Source organism: Ignavibacteriota bacterium, assembly GCA_016708125.1.
In the GTDB taxonomy this organism is placed as follows: Bacteria; Bacteroidota; Ignavibacteria; order Ignavibacteriales; family Melioribacteraceae.
In genome coordinates, this window is sequence record JADJGF010000001.1 from 1,505,273 (window position 1) to 1,524,649 (window position 19,377).

Genomic DNA, 19,377 nt, shown 5'->3' on the forward strand with positions numbered 1-19,377 from the left:
ATTATCGTTAATATTTACAAATTTCTTAGAAATTCATTAACTCAAATATAAAATGAGAATAAATGTTTTTACAAATTTTTTTTCATATTGAGCTGATAATAAAATTTTGTAAGTTGCAATGTTTCATTTTTACGCCAAATTAAAGATTTATTGAGAGAATAACATGATATTTTTCGAAAAAGAGTTTATAGAATTCTTAAGCGATTTAGAAAAAAATAACAATCGCGAGTGGTTCACGTCTAACAAATCAAGATATGAAAAATTTGTAAAAATTCCTTTTGAACATTTTGTTCAGCATATGATTTATAAATTTCAAGAAGTTGATGAAAATTTAATTATTACTCCGGAAGAAGCAATTTTTAGAATTTACCGCGATATAAGATTCAGCAAAGATAAAACTCCGTATAAAAACCATGTTTCTGCAATTATCACAAACGGCGGAAGAAAAAATTTTAGAGATCCCGGAGTTTATATTGAAATTAAATCGAATGAATTAAATTTCTACAGCGGAATTTATGAAATGAATAAAGAGCAAATTATTAGCACAAGAAATTATATTGTTTCTCATCTAAATGAATTTAATAAACTTTTAGCAGACAAAAATTTTAAGAAATATTTTGGAACAATTAAAGGTGAACAAAATAAAATTCTTTCTGCGGAATTTAAAGAAACCGCTAAAATTCAACCGCTGATTGCAAATAAACAATTTTATTATTTTGCAAAACTTCCGCAGAGTAAATTATTAAGCAAAACATTAACAAACGATTTAATGAAATTTTACTTTGCAGCTCAGCCTATGAATAATTTTTTAATTAAAGCCTTAAAATAATTTTGAAAATCTTTTCTTAACGGAGCTAAATTGAAATCTCAAATTATAATAAAATCATTTCTATTATTTTTTATTTCTACATCTTTCATTTTTTCGCAGACAGAAAATAAAAATTCAAATTCTTACACTTATGTAAAATCAAATTTAGAATTTCTTGCTTCTGATGAATTAGAAGGAAGAGAATTTGGTTCAAGAGGAGAAAAATTAGCATCGTTATTTATTTCGGAAGAATTGGAAAAATACGGCGTTAAACCTTTTGGAGACAGCGGAACTTATTTTCAAAATTTCAATATTGTTGTAGAAAGTTTTGAAGAAGGTGCAAATCTTGCATTTCAATTTGAAGACAGCTCAAAAATAATTTATGAAAGCGGAACCGATATTGTATTTCTTTCTAGAACATTTCCATCGCAAAATTTTGCGGAAAAATTGTATGAAATAATATTTGCGGGTTACGGAATTGAATCGGAAGAAGATAATTATAATAGTTATAAAAATATTGATGTTACCGGAAAAGTAGTTTTGATTTTATCCGGAACTCCTAAAAAAGATGGGAAAGAAATTTTAAGTGAAAGTGCAGTGAGGAAATTTGAAAGATCTAATTCAAAAAGTAAAATTGCAAAAGAAAAAGGCGCCGTTGGAATTGTAGTTTTACCGGATGAAGAAATTTTACAGTATTGGAATTTTATCCGAGAAATGTCGAAATCAAAAAAATTTTTAGTTGAAGAAGAAATATTTTCTGAGAACGAAAAAGATATTCCAGCAATTATATTAAATGAAAATTCCGCAAAAACATTATTGGCAAATGAAAAATATAATTTTGATTTTCTAAAAAATAATTTGGAAACTCCAATTAATTTTGAACTTAAAACTAAAGTAAAACTTAATTATAAAATTATTAGCGAGAAAAAAATTGCGCGAAATGTAATCGGAATTATTGAAGGAAATAATCCCAAATTACAAAATGAGATTGTTGCAATCGGCGCGCATTATGATCATGAAGGAATTAAGGGAAATCAAATTTATAACGGAGCTGATGATAATGGTTCCGGCACAGTAACAATTTTGGAAACTGCAAGAAAATTAGCTCAGTCAAAAAATAATGAAAGACCGGTGTTAATAATTTTTCATACTGGAGAAGAAAAAGGATTAAAAGGTGCTGAGTATTTAACAAGCAAAAGTAATTTTGTTGATAAAATAATTTCTTACATAAATATTGATATGGTTGGAAGAGAAAGTGAAGATTCCATTTACTGCATTGGTGCAAGTAAGCTTAGCAAAGAACTTGGAACTCTTGTAGAAGAAGCAAATAAAAATTCAGCACAATTTTATTTGAATTACAAATTTGATGATCCGAATGATCCAAATAGATTTTATTATAGAAGCGATCATATTCATTATGCAAATAAAGGAATTCCCATTGCATTTTTTTATGATTATATGAATGAAGATTACCACAAAACTACAGATGATGTTGAAAAAATTAATTTTAATAAAATTGTAAAAATGGTAAATCTGTTAGAAAATTTAACAAACGCAATTTCTAATCTTGATCACAAATTGAAAATTGATTGAAATAAATGCGTTGAGACGTAAAGAAATTATAAAGTTAAAAAAAAATTGTCATTCCGGTTGCTGTCCGTTAGCCAACGGATTATCGAAATATACCGGAATCTATTAAAATAGAAAAGTGAATACACAAAACAATTTCATTTAGTCTGATGGAAATTCTAAAATATAGTTTATAAAATATCATTCAAGGAAAAATATTCGATGAAAAAGTTACTTCTAATTTTTACATTTTTTATTTCACAAATTTATTCGCAAACAAATTCGCTTTATATTCCGTTTGAGATTAAAGATGCAATTAAAAATGAAACGAGAACATTAAGCGGTTTACCCGGAAAAAATTATTGGCAAAATAAAAGTGATTACAAAATTAATGTTGAAGTAAATACGGAAACCGGTTTGCTTATCGGCGAGGAAAAAATTAAATATTATAATAATAGTCCGGATTCACTAAAAAGAATTGTAATAAGACTTTATCAAGATATTGCAAAAACAAATGCCTCAAGAAATTGGTATGTAAATGCAAAACATTTAAATAATGGCGTTGAATTAAAAGAGTTAATTGTAAATAATAAATCTTATGATTTGAGTGATACAAGTAAAAATGTTTTTAGAGGTTCAACAAATTTAAATGTAAGATTAGATGAAATTCTTTTGCCCAATTCCGAATTGAATATAGAAATTAAATGGCAGTTTGTAATTCCAAATGATTTTAAAATTAGAATGGGAAATTACGGAGACGGAAATTTCTTTGTAGCATATTGGTATCCGCAAATTTCAGTTTATGATGATATTGATGGCTGGGATAATCAAGATTATCAAGGTACGGTTGAGTTTTATAATGATTTTAATAATTATGATATTCAGATTAAAATTCCCGCGGGATATTTAGCTTGGGCAACCGGTGAACTTCAAAATGCAGATAAAGTTTTAAGAAAAGATATTTTTGATAAATATGAAAAAGCAAAAATTTCTGATGAAACAATCAGAATTGTTACACAAGAAGATTATAAAAAAGGATTAGTAACTTCAGAAGATGAAAAAAATATTTGGCACTTTGTTGCAAATAATGTTACGGATTTTTCATTCGCATTAAGCAAAAGCTATAATTGGGATGGTGCAAGCGTAATTGTAGATAATCAAACCGGAAGAAGAGCTCTAACCGATGTTGTTTATAAAGACGGAACAATTCACTATGAAAACGCCGCACAATATTCTCGTGAATCAATTAAATATTTATCACATGAATTTCCGGGATTTCCTTATCCCTATTTTCACGTAACATCTTTCTGTAACGGAAATAAAGGCGGCGGAATGGAAACTCCGATGATGGCAAATGACGGAGCGCCGGAAAAATTAGCAAATCATGTTGGATTAATTTTCCATGAAATTGCGCACAATTACTTTCCGTTTATGATGGGAACAAACGAAAGAAAATATGCGTGGATGGATGAAGGCTGGGCATCGTTTTTACCTAAAGATGTTGTTGATAAATATGTTCCCGATCATGATTATTTAAAAGGTGAAGTTGAAGGATTTCAAAATACCTCGGGAAGAGAAGCAGAGCTTCCGCCAATGGTTGTTTCATATTCTCACTTAACTGCATTTTCAAGAACTGGATTTTATGATAGACCATCAGTTGCATATTATCAATTAAAAGAATTATTAGGAGATGAACTTTTCAAAAAAGCGATTCTGGAATATATAAACAGATGGTTTGGTAAACATCCGATTCCGTTGGATTTCTTTAATACAATTAATGAAGTAGCAAAAGAGGATTTAACATGGTTTTGGAAACCTTGGTTTTATGAATTTGGTTATCCCGATTTAGCAATTGAAAATGTAGAAAATCTTTATGGAAAAATTTCCGCTAAAGTTGTGAGACTTGGAAACATTCCCACAAACGTAAAAGTTGTTTTTGAATTTGATGACGGAAAAAATGAAACAATTGAAAAATCTGCAAATGTTTGGAAAGATGGAAATCATTCAATTTCGATAAATATTGAGAGCAATAAAAAATTAAACAAAGTAATTGTCGGCGATAAACATATTCCGGATTCCGTAAAGGAAAATGATGTTTACTTAGTAAACCAATAAATTTTAATTGTTGACGTGGATGGGTATGCGTATTTAATTCCTTATGTAAAAGAGAAAGATGAATATTTTCTTAAAACAATTATTCCCAGCAGGAAAGCAACAAAAAAATATCTTGGAGAAAAAAATGACAAATAAAAATATAATACTTGATGAATTTGAAAATGAAATTCTGGAAGCGTTTGAAAGAGGGAAGCTAAAACCAACTAAATCTCAAACAGATTTTAAAGCTATTGCCCAAAATACTATAAAGAAGAATAAAAAAATTAATATTAGAATATCTGAAAACGACCTTACTGCACTGCAAAGAAAAGCTGCTCGAGAAGGAATTCCATACCAAACACTTATTGGAAGTATTTTACATAAATATGTCAGCGGATTTTTGAAAGAAGCTGTATAAAATAAAAAGCGGACCGAAGTCCGCCATTGTTTAAGTGGGTTTGTTGATAATCTAAATCCATTCTAGCTTTATCAACGATTTCTTTTATGACTTTATTTTCTTAACAAATCAATTTCCAAGAGAAAATATGGGATTTATTAAGTGATAATTAAATTACTCTAAATTCTCTTTGATTTGGAAATCCAATATTTTGTTCTTTTAGAGAAAAAAATATTATAAATTTAAAAAGGTTCATCTTTCCAAGAATATTCATAATAATTTTTCCCATTAAATTTATAATAAACTTTAGTTTCTGCTCCTCTAAAAACCCAATTTACTTCTAAATCGTGATAACCATTAGTTTTTACAGGTAATATTTTCGGATGATTACCATGACAATATATACCATTAAGAATAAGTTTATAGTTGTTATTTAACCAAACATAAACACGCAAAGAATCACCACTTACGACAGATAAATCATTAAATTTATCATTATTAATGTCAATAATACTTAAACAAAAATCATTTTTGTTTCCATCGAGAAGCAGTTTGTTTAATAGATCTAATTGAGTGTGGTTTTGTGCTTTTGTAGTTTGTGCAGATGACAAAACAATTAGCATTAAGTAAACGGCAATATGTTGTATTTTTAACAAATTTAATAATTTATTCATACTAAGTTCCTGATCAATATTAATTTCTTAAATATTTCTTCCTTTGTTCATTTCTCTAGCAATATCTTTTGCATGCTCATTCAATTCATATTTCCTATAGTGATACGAAGCTTGGACAACTGCTAAAAGCCAAAATAAAATACCTATTCCAAATAAAAGAATTGTTGATATTGATATAATACAAAGGATTAGATTAATAACTCCTGCAAACCATTTTTGTTTTAAAAACAAATAAACAAACGGTAAAAATATTATTAAAAACCACATAATTGCTCCATTAAGTTTTTCTGAAAAATGCATTTATAAATTTACAGTAACATCTGTAGCACCGTATGATCCCCAACTGCCCTCATTGTTGCCATCAACAAAAATGTCACCTTCTTGTCCATATTCAACATCAAATTCTGCAACTCCATGTGTATCTGTATATTCAGGACCTTTCATTCCACCAGCTAAACCATTTACTTCTAAAGTGACACGATGATTGTTAACTGGTTCATCATTTCTTAATACTGTAACTGTTATTGTAGGCATTTTTTTCTCCTATAGATTTATAAAACTTTTTTTAACTATTTTTATGGTTTATAAACAAAACTCAAATTCAAGTTAGAAAAACCCATTTCCCTTCCGGTTAATGACTCAAAATAATGATACTCTAAACCAACCCCGATATCATAAAAATTTGGAATTTTATAAACTGCACCAATATTTAGATTGAATCCAATTTGGTCAAAATCATTTGGAGGTAAATAGGCTAAGCCAAATGAAGCATATGGTATAACAGGAATATTCTCTTTCTCCAGTATTCTTTTACCATTTGCTCCAATATTTATTGTAAGAGGTATTACTTCAAACTCATTTGTATATGTCGATTTGTAATTATACTCACCAAATCCATAAGTATAAGTATTTTTTTCTCTCACACTTTTATATCCTATTCCAAATGAATAAAAGAAAAAATCATTTAAAGGCTTAATTAAAGTATAATCAAAAGCAAATCCTTGAACAGCACTACCTAATGTTACTTTATGTTGAACATCCTTAAAAAAATTAGATGAACTTGTTGAGTAGTTGTTTGAATTGTTTTTATAATTATTATTTGATAAATGAGTTTTATTTCCAAGTGTATCAACATTGTCATCTATTGTATTCGTGCTTAATTGTTTTGATTCAAGTGTACCCGTATATTTAATTACATCTCCTTTAACATTTATTGAGGTAGAGCTGCCAATAAATAAAAATGTTTGAGTAACATAGTAATGAGAGTTAATTAAGTTATCACCATTTAACGTAGAGATTGCATTGTTTATTGCGTCATCAATATTTGCTCTTCCAAAAGGGATAAAGTTAAAAAGTGAAAAGTGGCTCGCACTTCCTTCAGTATTTCCCAATACTTCATATTTTATGGTTTCTCCATTATCATTAACCAAAGGTTTGGCGGCTGGCGAAATTCCTTGAGGAATTGTAGTGCAACCAATTAGGGAAAATGAAAATATAATTAGGATTATAGTTTTCATATTATTTTCCTCCCTTTATTTTTACAACATCACCTTTAACTTCAACATTAGTATAAGTGCCAATAAAATAAAACGAGGTCCTTGTCCAGTACCTTGGATTGATTAAAGCATCACCATTTAAATTGGCTACCGCATCATTAATAGCAGCTTTTGAATCAACACTTCCAAATGGAATTATTCCGAACAGACTAAAATACCCTGAGCTTCCTTCACTTTGCCCCAGGACTTCATATTTGATATTATCACCATTTTCATTTGTTAATGGAACAGAGGAAGCTTCATATCCAATTGGTATAACCGAGCAAGATGACAAAAAAAGAATTAAAATAAGAAATTTACCTAGTGAAATTTGCCTCATGGACTTCTCCTTACTGTTTACATTACTTCGTTATAAAATTTATTTTTAATTGTTATGGATAAAAAATGGTTATAATTTTAAAAAATAATAGATGTAATCGTAATCATCCCTTCCAGAATTATCTATATAATGATTATGTCCTTCAATCTTCATTCTACCATCTGTCAAGTAAATTATTTTTTGTGTTTCAATGACAAAGCCAGGTTCCCATTTTAAATTTAAAGTACAATCTGCTGCGTCTGAAATATCCACCGAATTTATGCCCCAATCACAATCTTCCGGATGGCATTGTCCCCACATATGGATTTTATACATATCATTATATATCCAAATTATTGCTTTTGTAATACCACGAGTCTCTTCATCTTCATTTATCCAAGTTCCTTCAAATTGAGGATTCGTGCAAACTGTTGATATTTCATCTTGATTTTCCTCTTTGGTTGGTGATGAAGTATTTGAATCTGAACAAGCATTTATAAAAAGAATAAGTATTATTGTGAAAACATTTATAATAATTATCTGTTTCATATTAATATCTCAATTATTTAGAAGTATTTTATTATCACTTTAAATCAGAAAACAAAACTCAAATTCAAATTAGAAAAACCCATTTCATCCCGGTTTATGTCTCAAAATAATGATACTCTAAACCAACCCCGATATTGAAAAAATTTTGTATCTATTTTGAAGCAATACTTGCAATTGCAGCAATTATTCCAATAGTATAAATTGTAAGAAGTAATCCAGTATTTGTAGCGGCTCTACTAGTATTTCTTACAATATCTCTCATCATTTCCATTTTCTTTTCTTCATTTGTCTTTTTGTTATTGTTTTCTTCAACTTTTATTTCTTTAATTTCATTTTTTAAATATTCGATTTCCCAATTTTCAGGTTCTTTAATTATTATTAACTTATCATAATTATCTTGGACAAGTTTTCCATTTACAATTTCATTATTATTTAATTCAATTGTTATATTTGGTAATTCATGAATTGAATCAATCGAAGATGTAGTTCCACAACTTATAAGTGTAGTAAGCAGCAAAATAGAAATTAAAATTCTTTTCATATTTCTTCCTTGTTATTATCTATATTTTTCGTTTTTCAATCGCAATTAATAGCCAAGCTGCCTATAAATAAATTCTGTTATTAAATTTACTTTTCTTTTAAAGTCTATTTTTAATTTAGAGTTGTGTTTGATTATCTAAAAGTGAACTGTGTAATTTTACTCAGAGGAGGCAATGTCTAATTTGACACAGTTCACAATTATTATTGAAGATAATTGTTTAACTGTTTCTCAAAAATATTTTTGTTAGTTACTTTTTCTTTTAGGTGTTTTTCAAAGCTACTTAAATATTTATGGTATTTAATTCTCACTGATTTTTTTAAAGTTAACTTATCTTGTTCAGCCCCATTTATCAAAGTTGGAATTATTCCTTTATTTCCGAGAAAATAATCTGCATATTTTTGAACAATGTGGTTTCTATTATTTTGTCCATTAGAAATTAAATGCACAGCTTTTTCCAAATCCCAATTATTCTTAGCTAAATAGTAAATAAACATTTCTTTTGTATATCTTATTATGGTTTTTCTTCTAATTGGTCTATCACCATTTGAGTTTAGTAACTCAGTTGTTTGAGAAATGTTAAATTTATTTTCTCTGAGAATCTTTAATAAATTAATTTGTGCCTTATCCAAACCATTATTTTCACTGGATTTACTTTCTTTGATTTGAGTTCTAATAATGTGTTCAGACAAAGTAAATTCCCTTAAATCTTTAATCGCAATTTCAAAAGCAATTTTTATTGCATCAATCTTTTCTTTTGACAATTTACATTTTGTGGTTAAAAATAAAGCTCCAAGATCACAGTAGTTTTTATCTTTTCTATTGCTCATAAATGGGATTTGATATGAATATTTAATTCCTTTAAAATATGAATGAAACAATGCTGATTCTATTAACATTTCCATATCGTTTTCAGAATCAAAAGGAATTTGATTGATATAATTTTTCCTATAAAAAACTTTAAAAGTATCAATATATTTAACAACATTTTCTTGCTTAAAAATTTTACTTATCTTTAAGAAAAACTCTGTTGAAAAATCCTTTTTTATAATCTCAAACATTAAAGTATCAAATTTGCCGCCATCTATTATATCATAAACATCATTTAAGTGATTCATACTTCCAATAATTTTTTCATCAAGGTTATTGAAGCATCTATCAAAATTCTTTTCAAAAAATAAATTTGGACAGTTTATTCTAAGTCGATTTTCTTCCGAATCATATTCAAGCGGTTTTATTAGGCAGATCTTATCATCAAGAATAGTTTCTAAAACGAATTTTTTTTTAAGTAGACTTTCCGGCAATCCAAAATCCAAACGACCAAGATAACCTTTAACATGCATTGATTTAAAAAATGCCAAAACACCATATAATTTTTGAATTAAATATTCTTTTGAGGCGATTTTTGTATTAACAATTGCCGGTGTGAATGGTATTCTATTAAATTTAATTGGTGTGAATTTATTATCATCGAGATACAAATATTGGGCATTCATAAAAATCAATTCGTTAGTATTGAAAAGGTTTGACAGATTTGTTAAAAACTTTTGTAAATATTCTATTGGAGTTTCAAAACCTTGCTTTTCTGATTTACTTGTAATTTCTGATAAAACAGTTAAAATATTATTTGATTTCATAATTTATATTTGATAAGTAATTTAAATAAATAGTCCAAATAATTTTGATTTTGAATTCATTAATCATAATAAAAATTATTAAATTATTAATCAATATTTTAATAATGCAAAGGTGATAATTTAATATTTTAAGAATGTGAAAATATTTTCTTGAGGTGTTTGGTGATTAGAGTAAAATCATTTATTTCAACAACATTTATCGGAGGATTTTTAATTTTTCTTCCGCTTGTAATTTTAGCAATTACAATAAATTGGATTTTTGAATTTGTATCTCAAAACTTAAATCCAATCTCATCAATACTTGTTCAAACAACAAAAATTCACGAATATTTGGCTCTTCTAATTTCAATAATAATTTTTTTAGGAATTTGTTTTTTACTCGGATTATTTGTGAAAACTCGTTACGGAAATTTTGCATACAATTTATTTGAAGAAAATATTCTTAAAAAAGTTCCGGGTTACAGAATAATTAAGGAAACAATTGTTCAACTTTTCGGAAGTCAAAAAAATCTTTTTTCCGGAGTTGCGTTAATTAATTTATTTGGAAATGAAACTTTAACAACCGCATTTATTACAGACGAACATTCAAACGGATGGTTTACGGTTTTTATTCCATCGGGACCGGCTCCAACGGCGGGATTTACATATCATCTTCCGGCAAAATATGTTCATAAAATTAATTATCCAATTGATTTAGCAATGAAAACAATTATTAGTCTTGGTGCGGGATCAAAAAATATTCTTGAAATGTATAATGTTGAAAAAAATAAATAAATTGCATGAAGTCTTATATGAATTTATCAAAATTGATTTTCACAATATTATTTTTTTCATCATTAATTTCCTTTGCACAAAACAGCACAAGTCAAGATTCAATAAAAAATATATCAGAATATAAACTTCGACTAAATGATAATTCACTTTACATTTCTCCGCTCTTCTCTTTTAAAATGCCAATTTATGAAGATCCATATTCCCAATTAATTTTGCCAAATTTTGAAGAACAAATTCCGCAGACCGAAGCAGTTTCAATGATGAAGTTAAGAAATAATATTAATCAAAGTTTGCAGATTTACCGACAAGGAATGATCAAAAATGATTTAGGAGTTGTTGGTGATATTTTAGGATATACAAATGCCGCCGCCGCAATTGGTTTAGCCGCTTATCATGTTTATAAATATAAAGATCATTACGGGTTTAAGAAAAAGTAAATCAAAATAAATTTATTTCATATTTGACAAATTCTTTTGCTGCCAATGTTCAAACAAGCAACTAAATTTTATTAATTGTTTCTTAAAAAACATTCGAGATGACACATTTTTGTAATTTCGAATCCGATGATTTTTATCTGAAGGGAAATATCTAAAGTTAAAAAGATGACACCTTTTCCCAAGGTGGCATCTTTAACATTCGTTAATAAAGCCACAATAATAAGCAATACATTATTTATCTTTGTCTAAATAGTTTAATATTTATTTAACTTGAAACGTATTTTTTTTCATATATTGATGTCGCATTTAAAAAAGTTTGAATTTAAATACTTTATTAGAAACTTAAAATAAAATTCTATGAAAACCACAAAAGTAAGATTTATAACAATTACGCTTATAACTGTATTTGCAATTAGTATATTTTACCTAAATTCTTGCGATGAAGGACCAACCGAACCCAAAATAGAACCAGGAAGAAGAGATTATGTTTGGGAAATTGATACGCTTAAAATGCCTTTTTTTAGTTCTTTAGATAAAATATGGGGTAGTAGTGAAAATGATGTCTGGGCAATTGGTCCAGGAGGAGATTTAAGTAATACAATTTATCATTTTGATGGTGGAAAATGGGATACTGATGGTATCTCAAGAGGTATTTCACCTATTTCAATTTGCGGTTTTGGACATAATGATGTTTGGATTGGCGGATTAGAAGGAAGAATTTGGCATTACAATGGTGTTGAGTGGAAAGAAAGATTGCGTTTGCCTCATCCACAATTTCTATACAGTGGTTTTATGGATATTTACGGTGACAAATCAAGTGATATTTATGCGGTTGGATTTGTTGATAGTACCGATGGTAGGAAAGGAATAATATTTCATTATGATGGTATCGAGTGGAAAAGAATTAATATTCAACATACTAAAACAACACTTACAAGAATAAAGAGAGGATTAAAAACAAGTAACAATTACTTTATACGAGGTATATTTGAAGATGATTGGCAAATGGATACAACAAAAATATTTATGTTTGATGGCGAAAAACTAACAGAGCTTTATTCTGCACCCGATATCCAAGATAAGACAAATTTTATACAGAATATTGATGGAGAAATGATTTTTGTAATTGGGTATTCACTGAACAGGTTTAGTAAAAATCAATTTCTAAAATACTATAATGTTAATGAATTAAACTTCGGGGTACAGATTTTTGGTAGGACTATGAAGGATGTATTTTTTAGGATGGAAGATGGTATTGCTCATTATGATGGAAATAATTTAGAATACCTTGTTAATGATAATGATGTAAACGTTAGAGAAGGAATATTATTTGAAAAGAAAGGTTTCTTTTTAGCCAATGATTTTAATAATGGTTTAAATTTAGTATATAAAGGCACGTTAAAAAAATAAGGAGGAGTTACTGTTTAAAATTTAATAATTAACAGCTGGAAGTGGTAGCACACTTATCATTACGGTTTTAAGAAAAAGTAAATCCAACTAATTTTTATAGAGATATCTCCTAAAAAACATTCGACATGACACATTTTTGTCATTTCAAATCCGAAGATTTTTGTTGGAATAGAGATCACTTATAAAAGATGTCATTTTTAAAAAGATGGCATCATTAATTTTTACATGCTTTCTCGGAAATATTTAAAATATCAATTCTATTTCACAAAATTCACTTATTGGTTATTTTACATAAAATTTAAATCCCAATACAATAAAAACAAATTTAATTCGTTTACATAAGCAGAAAGATGAAAAACTTATGCTGGAAAATGAACTTTTAGAAAAATGTTTAATTGGCGATGGAACAGCTTTTAAACAGTTGATAAATATCTATCGCGTTCAACTGTTTGGATATTTATGGCGTTTCAGCAGTTCCAGATTTGAAGCCGAAGAAATGTTTCAAGAAACATTAATAAAAGTTTGGAAAGGTTTGAAAAAATATAATAATCAGCAAAAATTTTCGTCATGGCTTTTTACAATTGCGCACAATGTTGCAATGGATTCGTTAAGAAAACGAAAAACTGAAACAAATATTCTGGCAATAAATGAAAACAATGATATGGAAAGTTTTGCAAGACCGGATGAAGATTTTGTAAAAAAAGAAAGAATTGAAATTATAAATCGTACAGTAGAAAATTTAACAGAAAAACAAAAATCGGTTTTTTTACTTCGCCAACATGGTGAATTAACATTTAAAGAAATTGCGGAAACAATAAATGAACCGTTAAATACAGTTATTAGTCACATGCACTATGCAGTAAAAAAAATTAAAAAACAATTGGCAAAAGAAGATGAACCACAACGAAGATCAGTTATATAAAGATTTTGAAAAAGAAGTTTGGTTATATCTTGATAATCAACTTGACGAAAAACGTAAATTATTTTGGGATGATAAAATTGAAAATAATTTATCTCTCAAAAATTATATGGAAGAATACATATCAATTTCCAATGAATATAAATTTTCAAATCAAGTTGATATTGATGAAAATAAATTTGATTTAATGATAGAAAAAGCAATTGAGAAAAAATCATTTGTTGAAAAAGCAAAGCAGATTTTCTCAAATATTTTTGCAAGTGAAACTGAATTCAATTTTGGAAAAATTGCATTTGCAAGTTTCTTAATTGTTGCTGCAGTAATAATATCAATAATTTCAAACAGACCAAATCCGGTAAATAAATTCAGCAAAACAATAAACAGCGAATTGCTTGAGTGGAATCCGACATCAATTGAAAAGAAAATTAACAAAGTTGAAAATCTTTTGAAGTTAGCCAAAGACGAAGATTACAAAAGATATTCTAAATATGGATTTGCATCAGAAAATGTTGATAAGAATCTAAATTATATTGGAAACAATATTGATGAACTTAAAAAAGAAATCAATAGTAAAGAATTATAAAATATGAGGTATAAAATGAAAAGAATAATATTTATCGCAATAATTTTTATAACTGTAAATTTATTTGCACAAGAAAAAGTAGAAGCACCGGAGCCGCCAGCCCCGCCGGTATATGATTTTGATTTCGATTTTCAAAACTTTAATACAATAAGCGAAGAAGAAGAAAAAGAAATATTAAAAAATGTTAGAGAAGAAATAAAAAGGGAATTGAAGAATATTAAGAATGTGAATAAAAACAGATATTTTGATTTGTTAAGGGAATCTCAATTTAAGAATATGAATTTCCCTTTCGTAAATAAACAAGAGAAAGAAGCGCGAGATAGAGAAAAGAAAATTTTTGAGTTGGAAGTTAAAACCGAATCTCTTGCATCAAAATATGATTCTGCAAATAAATCCGAAAAAGAAAAAATTAAAAATGATTTGAAACAACAGTTAACAGAATTATTTAATCAGAAAGAAGAAGAACGAAAACAAGAAGTTGCAAGACTTGAGCAAGAATTAAAAGAATTAAAACAATCTTTACAAGTTAGAATGCAAAATAAAAATGAAATTATAAATAGAAGAATTCAAGAACTTTTACATGAAGATAAATTTTTAGATTGGGAATAATTATTTGGCAAATAAATTTTAATAAAAAAGACTCAATTTTTATTGTGTCTTTTTTGTTAACTAAATTGAGAAAATATTTTTTCTATAGGATTTTCAATTTTGTAGAAACCTAATAATTTCAACATCACAGATTCCACAACAGAATCCGGACAAGAAGCGCCGCTTGTAATTATAATTTTTATCATTTCTTTTTCCGGTAAAAAATTCTCGGTAGAAATTTCTGTTTTGGTACCGTAATCAAAATGATGAATTAAATTTTTTGAAATTAATTTTGATTCATTCGAAATAAAATATGTCTTAAATTTTTCTTCAAGCAATTCAACAATGTGGGATGTATTTGAGCTGTTGTATCCGCCAACGACAATTGCCAAATCTACATTTTCTTTTAACAATTCAATTGTGGCTTGCTGATTATCATTTGTTGCATAACACAAAGTATCTCTCGTATCTGCAAAATGAAAATCTATATTTTCTTTTCCGTATTTTTTGATCATTGTTTCTTTTAAGCAATCGGCAATATCTTGTGTTTCTGAAGCCAGCATTGTTGTTTGATTTACAACACCAATTTTTAACAAATCTTTTTCAACATCAAATCCTTGAGAAAATTTCCCTTCAAAATATTTGTAAAATTCAGTTTTATCAATTTCACCTAAAATTATTTTTGATAAAATTTTCGTTTCTTCAATATTTCTAATAATTACGCTTGGCGTGTTTGCTTTTGCGTGTGAAAAAGTTGCTTTTGTCTCTTCGTGTTTTGCTTTTCCATGTATTATTACGGTGTAATTTTCCTTTCCCAATTGATGAGATTTTTTCCAAACTTTTTCTACAAAGGGACAAGTCGTGTTATACTTTAAAGTATCAATTTTTCTTTTGCGTAAAATTTCTTCTGTTTCTAAAGTTGTTCCAAAAGCGGGAATTATTACAATATCATTTTCAGTTATTTCATCCCAATCTATAATTTGATTTCCATAAGTATCAAGAATAAATTCAATTCCATTGGTTTGTAAATCGGCGTTAACTCCGGGATTATGAATCATTTCACTTAATAGAAAAATTCTTTTACCGGGATTTTCTTCAATTGTTTTATATGCAATTTCTATAGCATTTTCTACGCCGTAACAAAATCCGAAATGGCGTGCTAAATAAATTTGGATATTTTCAAATTTTAAAATTGTTGGGCTAAAATCTTTTTTGTAATGATCTTTACTTTTTCTCAGTTCCTTAATTTTTTGAATTATTGAACTTTTATAATAAACCGGAATTTCAAAATTTTTCATTTACTTTTTTATTTCTGAATTAATTTCAAACGCTACTTTTACTTTTTCCCATCTGATACTAACTTCAGTAATATAAGGTTCTTTATAATAGAAACTAAATTTTAATCTTTCGGTAAATTCATTTTGCTTTGGAGTTGCTTTAAATCGATAAAAATCTTCTTTCGGATCATATTTGAAAGCTCCCCATTGATCATAAACTTTGTTAAGAATAATTGTCCATTCTTTTTCATTTGGAATTGTGAACAATGAATAAATTCCGGCGGGAATTATTTTATTTTTTATAATTACATCATTTTCAAATTCAATAGTTGTAGCTTCGTCTGCGCCGGTTCTCCAAACTTTATTATAAGGAACAAGTTCGCCCCAAATTTTACGTTCTTTAACTCCCGGCGATCCGTATTTTATCTCTACATTTGTATAACCAATTGTTTGTCCCACATAACATTTAGGACTTAATCTTGGCGGATTATTTTGTGCAATTATTGTTAAACCGAACAAAAAGAAGATTATCAGAATTTTATTTAAGTGTTTCATTATTCTTCCAAATTAGATTTTAAAATATTTTTTGCAAATATAATTTATGATAAAATTTTATTTATTTTTTGCTGCATTCCGGATTTACCTTGCAAACCTCCGGTATGTAAAGCAATAACCGTTGAGTTTTCCGGAATCTCATTATTTTCAATTAATGATTTTACTGCGAACAACATTTTTGCGGTATAAATTGGTTCAATTTTAATTTGATTTATTTTTTCAAACTCACGCATAAACATGAATAAAGGTTTATCAATTTTAGCAAAACCGCCAAAGTGAAAATCCAATTTTAATTCCCAATTATCAAAATATTTTCCGGTGTAATTATAAACATAATTTTCAATTTCATTGTTAAGAAAATCTGCGCCCTTTAAAGCCGGAATTCCTAAAACTTTTTTATTGCCGTTTAATCCGCAAATTAAACCGGATAAAGTCCCTCCGGTTCCGCATGCCGAAACCACATAATCAAAATCGATATTAATATTGTTTATAATTTCCGTACAACCTTTAATTGCTAGATTATTTGTTCCGCCTTCGGGAACTAAATAAAAATCGCCAAACTTTTCTTTTAGATTTTCGATGAAATCACTTTCACGTTTTTTTCTATAATCAGTTCTTGAAACATATTCTATTTTCATTCCGCTTTCTTTTGCTGAAGAAAGTGTTGAATTTAAAGGTAAAGTTTCTTCTCCTCTAATAATTCCGATTGTGTTAAATCCAAATAATTCTCCCGCTTTAGAAAATGCATGAATGTGATTTGAATAAGCTCCGCCGAACGAAAGCAAAGTTTTGTATTCATTTTCTTTAGCGTAAATTAAATTATATTTTAATTTTCTCCACTTATTTCCGGAAATTACCGGATGTGTTAAATCTTCGCGTTTTAAAAATACATTAACATTTTTTTGAATATTCGGCAATTCAATTTTTTGTAATACGGTTGCGTCTTCAGTAATATTTTTTTCGATTATTTCGTAAATATCATTTTCTTTCATACAAAATTTTACCGCCCACAATTGTGTAAATAATTTCAGTATTTAGAATTTCGTCATCAGAAATGTTTAGCAAATCTTGAGATAAAATTGCAATATCCGCAAGTTTCCCGATTTCTAAACTTCCTTTTATATTTTCTTCGTAAGCTGCAAAAGCTCCGTTAATTGTGTAAGATTTTAAAGCTTCCAATCTATTCATTTTTTGATTTTCATTAAATAAATTTCCATCATTTGTTTTTCTAGTTACAGTTGCATAGAAATTTTTTATTGGATTTAATTTTTCAACCGGCGAATCTGTTCCGTTACAAATAATTGCTCCGAAATTTATTAAAGATTTCCAAACGTAAGCTCCGGATTCTGCCCTATCTTTTCCTAATCTTTTTTCAACAAATGGTGCATCGGATGTACAATGAATCCCTTGCATTGCCGCAATTACTCCGAGTTTATTAAATCTTGAAATATCATTTGGATGTAAATGTTGAGCGTGTTCAATTCTCCATCTAAAAGTTTTATGTGAATAATTTTTAAAAATGTTTTCGTAAACATCTAAAGTGGCACGATTTGCTTTATCACCAATTGCGTGAGTACAAATTTGAAAATCTTTTTCTGCGGCAATTTTACAGATTGAATTTATTTCATCCAAACTTGTTGTATTCATTCCATATTGATTCGGCATATCCGAATAAGGTTCAAACAGCCAAGCTCCACGCGAACCTAAGGCGCCATCCATATAAAGTTTTATTGAGCGGACAGTTAAATGATTATTTGAGTAACCGATTGTAAAATATTTTCTTAAAGAATCTTTTAGTGCAATATAATTTTCTCCCAGCATAACATACAAACGAATATCAATTTCGTTATTTTCAACCATGTTTTTTATAATGTTCAAACTTTCAAAAGATTCTCCGGCATCATGAAAAGTTGTAATTCCATTTTTCAAACATTCATCATTTGCTAATTTTATTGCTTTTTTAATTTCATCTTTTAATTCTCGCTTAGATTTTTTGTTCAAATCTTCATTGTATTTTTTTGTAATTAATTTTTCTGCATCTTCTAAAAATATTCCGGTCGGAAAACCATTTTTATCTTTTATTATTATTCCACCAGCTGGATTTTGAGTTTCATTTGTTACATTGGAAATTTCCATCGCTTTTGCATTTGCAAAAATTGCGTGACCGCTTGCGTGAGAAAATATTATTGGATTATTTGGAATAGCTTCACTTAATTTTTTATGTGTGGGAAAGCCTTCAACAGCATCTTCGGGAATTGAATTCCATTTTTCTTGATGCCATCCTCTTCCAATAATCCATTCACCCATTTTAGATTTTTCCGCAGCATTTTTTGCAAGCTGAATTATTTCATCCCAATTTTTTGCGCTTGATAAATCCAATTCCAATAAAGCTTCACCGGTGGAAATAAAATGTGCATGACTTTCAATAAATCCGGGAATTGCTGTTTGTCCTTTTATATCAATTACTTTTGTTGATGAGCCAATTAGGTTTTTTATTTCTTCATTTTTTCCAATTGCAAAAATTGTATCGCCGGAAATTGCGATTGCTTGAGAAATAGTATTTGCGGAATCAACAGTAATTATATTTCCGTTCAACAAAACCAAATCCGCAATTTTACTATTGTTTGAGCAGTTTGTCATTTGAAAAATTATAATTGTTAGTAAAAGAAATTTTCCAATTCTTAACATATTTTTCTCAAATTATTTTTTCGAAA

Annotated in this window: 21 protein-coding genes and 2 pseudogenes; 11 read left to right on the top strand and 12 right to left on the bottom strand. The window is 28.0% G+C overall.

The annotated features are described in order from the left end of the window. Positions 1 to 163: 163 nt before the first annotated feature. The 5 genes and pseudogenes from IPH62_06760 (at position 164) to IPH62_06780 (ending at position 4,889) form a co-directional block, all read left to right on the top strand. Positions 164 to 829: a DUF2461 domain-containing protein gene (locus tag IPH62_06760; GenBank protein ID MBK7104968.1), complete on the top strand. Its 666-nt coding sequence runs from the start codon at positions 164 to 166 to the stop codon at positions 827 to 829. 30 nt (positions 830 to 859) lie between these two features. Then, positions 860 to 2,401, top strand: coding sequence for a M28 family peptidase (locus IPH62_06765; protein MBK7104969.1), 1,542 nt, complete (start codon positions 860 to 862; stop codon positions 2,399 to 2,401). A gap of 198 nt (positions 2,402 to 2,599) precedes the next feature. Next, positions 2,600 to 4,198 (top strand): annotated as a pseudogene (locus IPH62_06770) (M1 family metallopeptidase). 228 nt (positions 4,199 to 4,426) lie between these two features. Then, a pseudogene (locus IPH62_06775) lies at positions 4,427 to 4,627 on the top strand (hypothetical protein). Then, the gene (locus tag IPH62_06780) at positions 4,617 to 4,889 is read left to right on the top strand and encodes a hypothetical protein (GenBank protein MBK7104970.1); all 273 of its coding nucleotides are present in this window, start codon (positions 4,617 to 4,619) and stop codon (positions 4,887 to 4,889) included. The pseudogene IPH62_06775 and the gene IPH62_06780 overlap by 11 nt, the downstream one beginning before the upstream one ends. Positions 4,890 to 5,110: 221 nt before the next feature. On the opposite strand, the gene IPH62_06785 is transcribed toward IPH62_06780, so the two are convergent. The 8 genes from IPH62_06785 to IPH62_06820 form a co-directional block, all read right to left on the bottom strand. Further along, positions 5,111 to 5,542: a hypothetical protein gene (locus IPH62_06785; GenBank protein ID MBK7104971.1), complete on the bottom strand. Its 432-nt coding sequence runs from the start codon at positions 5,540 to 5,542 to the stop codon at positions 5,111 to 5,113. Between the two features lie 27 nt (positions 5,543 to 5,569). Next, positions 5,570 to 5,842, bottom strand: coding sequence for a hypothetical protein (locus IPH62_06790; GenBank protein MBK7104972.1), 273 nt, complete (start codon positions 5,840 to 5,842; stop codon positions 5,570 to 5,572). Beyond that, positions 5,843 to 6,076 (bottom strand): hypothetical protein, encoded by a 234-nt coding sequence (locus IPH62_06795; protein MBK7104973.1) that lies wholly within the window; start codon positions 6,074 to 6,076, stop codon positions 5,843 to 5,845. A 41-nt stretch (positions 6,077 to 6,117) separates the two neighbouring features. After that, a complete protein-coding gene (locus tag IPH62_06800; GenBank protein ID MBK7104974.1) occupies positions 6,118 to 7,059 on the bottom strand; it encodes a hypothetical protein in 942 nt (313 codons plus the stop codon). A 1-nt stretch (position 7,060) separates the two neighbouring features. Beyond that, positions 7,061 to 7,417: a hypothetical protein gene (locus IPH62_06805; protein MBK7104975.1), complete on the bottom strand. Its 357-nt coding sequence runs from the start codon at positions 7,415 to 7,417 to the stop codon at positions 7,061 to 7,063. A gap of 69 nt (positions 7,418 to 7,486) precedes the next feature. Next, entirely contained in the window at positions 7,487 to 7,945 is a 459-nt protein-coding gene (locus tag IPH62_06810; protein MBK7104976.1) for a hypothetical protein, read from the bottom strand. A 151-nt stretch (positions 7,946 to 8,096) separates the two neighbouring features. Further along, positions 8,097 to 8,486, bottom strand: coding sequence for a hypothetical protein (locus IPH62_06815; GenBank protein MBK7104977.1), 390 nt, complete (start codon positions 8,484 to 8,486; stop codon positions 8,097 to 8,099). A gap of 200 nt (positions 8,487 to 8,686) precedes the next feature. Further along, positions 8,687 to 10,120, bottom strand: coding sequence for a hypothetical protein (locus tag IPH62_06820; GenBank protein ID MBK7104978.1), 1,434 nt, complete (start codon positions 10,118 to 10,120; stop codon positions 8,687 to 8,689). Positions 10,121 to 10,282: 162 nt separating this feature from the next. Between IPH62_06820 and IPH62_06825 the strand changes: the two genes are divergently transcribed. From IPH62_06825 to IPH62_06850, 6 genes are all read left to right on the top strand, one after another. Beyond that, complete coding sequence (locus IPH62_06825; protein MBK7104979.1) at positions 10,283 to 10,894, top strand: DUF502 domain-containing protein; 612 nt, start codon at positions 10,283 to 10,285, stop codon at positions 10,892 to 10,894. Positions 10,895 to 10,911: 17 nt separating this feature from the next. After that, a complete protein-coding gene (locus tag IPH62_06830) occupies positions 10,912 to 11,331 on the top strand; it encodes a hypothetical protein (protein MBK7104980.1) in 420 nt (139 codons plus the stop codon). Positions 11,332 to 11,688: 357 nt separating this feature from the next. After that, positions 11,689 to 12,741: a hypothetical protein gene (locus IPH62_06835; GenBank protein MBK7104981.1), complete on the top strand. Its 1,053-nt coding sequence runs from the start codon at positions 11,689 to 11,691 to the stop codon at positions 12,739 to 12,741. A 361-nt stretch (positions 12,742 to 13,102) separates the two neighbouring features. Next, on the top strand, positions 13,103 to 13,663 hold the full coding sequence (locus IPH62_06840; protein MBK7104982.1) for an RNA polymerase sigma factor: 561 nt from the start codon (positions 13,103 to 13,105) through the stop codon (positions 13,661 to 13,663). After that, the gene (locus tag IPH62_06845; GenBank protein MBK7104983.1) at positions 13,635 to 14,243 is read left to right on the top strand and encodes a hypothetical protein; all 609 of its coding nucleotides are present in this window, start codon (positions 13,635 to 13,637) and stop codon (positions 14,241 to 14,243) included. The genes IPH62_06840 and IPH62_06845 overlap by 29 nt, the downstream gene beginning before the upstream one ends. Before the next feature lie 15 nt (positions 14,244 to 14,258). Beyond that, a complete protein-coding gene (locus tag IPH62_06850; protein MBK7104984.1) occupies positions 14,259 to 14,852 on the top strand; it encodes a hypothetical protein in 594 nt (197 codons plus the stop codon). Positions 14,853 to 14,908: 56 nt separating this feature from the next. Here IPH62_06850 and IPH62_06855 read toward each other — a convergent pair whose 3' ends face one another. Genes IPH62_06855 through IPH62_06870 form a run of 4 tightly spaced genes read right to left on the bottom strand, consistent with a single transcriptional unit; the run spans position 14,909 to position 19,351 of the window. Then, positions 14,909 to 16,129, bottom strand: coding sequence for a 4-hydroxy-3-methylbut-2-enyl diphosphate reductase (locus IPH62_06855; GenBank protein ID MBK7104985.1), 1,221 nt, complete (start codon positions 16,127 to 16,129; stop codon positions 14,909 to 14,911). Next, positions 16,130 to 16,663, bottom strand: coding sequence for a DUF2911 domain-containing protein (locus IPH62_06860; protein MBK7104986.1), 534 nt, complete (start codon positions 16,661 to 16,663; stop codon positions 16,130 to 16,132). It lies immediately after the preceding gene. A gap of 44 nt (positions 16,664 to 16,707) precedes the next feature. Further along, positions 16,708 to 17,655: a 1-aminocyclopropane-1-carboxylate deaminase/D-cysteine desulfhydrase gene (locus IPH62_06865; GenBank protein ID MBK7104987.1), complete on the bottom strand. Its 948-nt coding sequence runs from the start codon at positions 17,653 to 17,655 to the stop codon at positions 16,708 to 16,710. Further along, on the bottom strand, positions 17,642 to 19,351 hold the full coding sequence (locus tag IPH62_06870) for an amidohydrolase (protein MBK7104988.1): 1,710 nt from the start codon (positions 19,349 to 19,351) through the stop codon (positions 17,642 to 17,644). Before IPH62_06870 ends, IPH62_06865 begins: the two co-directional genes overlap by 14 nt. Positions 19,352 to 19,377 lie beyond the last annotated feature (26 nt).

Coding starts and splice junctions, on each gene's coding strand:
- IPH62_06760 (MBK7104968.1), top strand. CDS start 164: ATGATATTTTTCGAAAAAGAGTTTATAGAATTCTTAAGCGATTTAGAA.
- IPH62_06780 (MBK7104970.1), top strand. CDS start 4,617: ATGACAAATAAAAATATAATACTTGATGAATTTGAAAATGAAATTCTG.
- IPH62_06785 (MBK7104971.1), bottom strand. CDS start 5,542: ATGAATAAATTATTAAATTTGTTAAAAATACAACATATTGCCGTTTAC.
- IPH62_06790 (MBK7104972.1), bottom strand. CDS start 5,842: ATGCATTTTTCAGAAAAACTTAATGGAGCAATTATGTGGTTTTTAATA.
- IPH62_06795 (MBK7104973.1), bottom strand. CDS start 6,076: ATGCCTACAATAACAGTTACAGTATTAAGAAATGATGAACCAGTTAAC.
- IPH62_06800 (MBK7104974.1), bottom strand. CDS start 7,059: ATGAAAACTATAATCCTAATTATATTTTCATTTTCCCTAATTGGTTGC.
- IPH62_06805 (MBK7104975.1), bottom strand. CDS start 7,417: ATGAGGCAAATTTCACTAGGTAAATTTCTTATTTTAATTCTTTTTTTG.
- IPH62_06810 (MBK7104976.1), bottom strand. CDS start 7,945: ATGAAACAGATAATTATTATAAATGTTTTCACAATAATACTTATTCTT.
- IPH62_06815 (MBK7104977.1), bottom strand. CDS start 8,486: ATGAAAAGAATTTTAATTTCTATTTTGCTGCTTACTACACTTATAAGT.
- IPH62_06820 (MBK7104978.1), bottom strand. CDS start 10,120: ATGAAATCAAATAATATTTTAACTGTTTTATCAGAAATTACAAGTAAA.
- IPH62_06830 (MBK7104980.1), top strand. CDS start 10,912: ATGAATTTATCAAAATTGATTTTCACAATATTATTTTTTTCATCATTA.
- IPH62_06835 (MBK7104981.1), top strand. CDS start 11,689: ATGAAAACCACAAAAGTAAGATTTATAACAATTACGCTTATAACTGTA.
- IPH62_06840 (MBK7104982.1), top strand. CDS start 13,103: ATGCTGGAAAATGAACTTTTAGAAAAATGTTTAATTGGCGATGGAACA.
- IPH62_06845 (MBK7104983.1), top strand. CDS start 13,635: ATGAACCACAACGAAGATCAGTTATATAAAGATTTTGAAAAAGAAGTT.
- IPH62_06850 (MBK7104984.1), top strand. CDS start 14,259: ATGAAAAGAATAATATTTATCGCAATAATTTTTATAACTGTAAATTTA.
- IPH62_06855 (MBK7104985.1), bottom strand. CDS start 16,129: ATGAAAAATTTTGAAATTCCGGTTTATTATAAAAGTTCAATAATTCAA.
- IPH62_06860 (MBK7104986.1), bottom strand. CDS start 16,663: ATGAAACACTTAAATAAAATTCTGATAATCTTCTTTTTGTTCGGTTTA.
- IPH62_06865 (MBK7104987.1), bottom strand. CDS start 17,655: ATGAAAGAAAATGATATTTACGAAATAATCGAAAAAAATATTACTGAA.
- IPH62_06870 (MBK7104988.1), bottom strand. CDS start 19,351: ATGTTAAGAATTGGAAAATTTCTTTTACTAACAATTATAATTTTTCAA.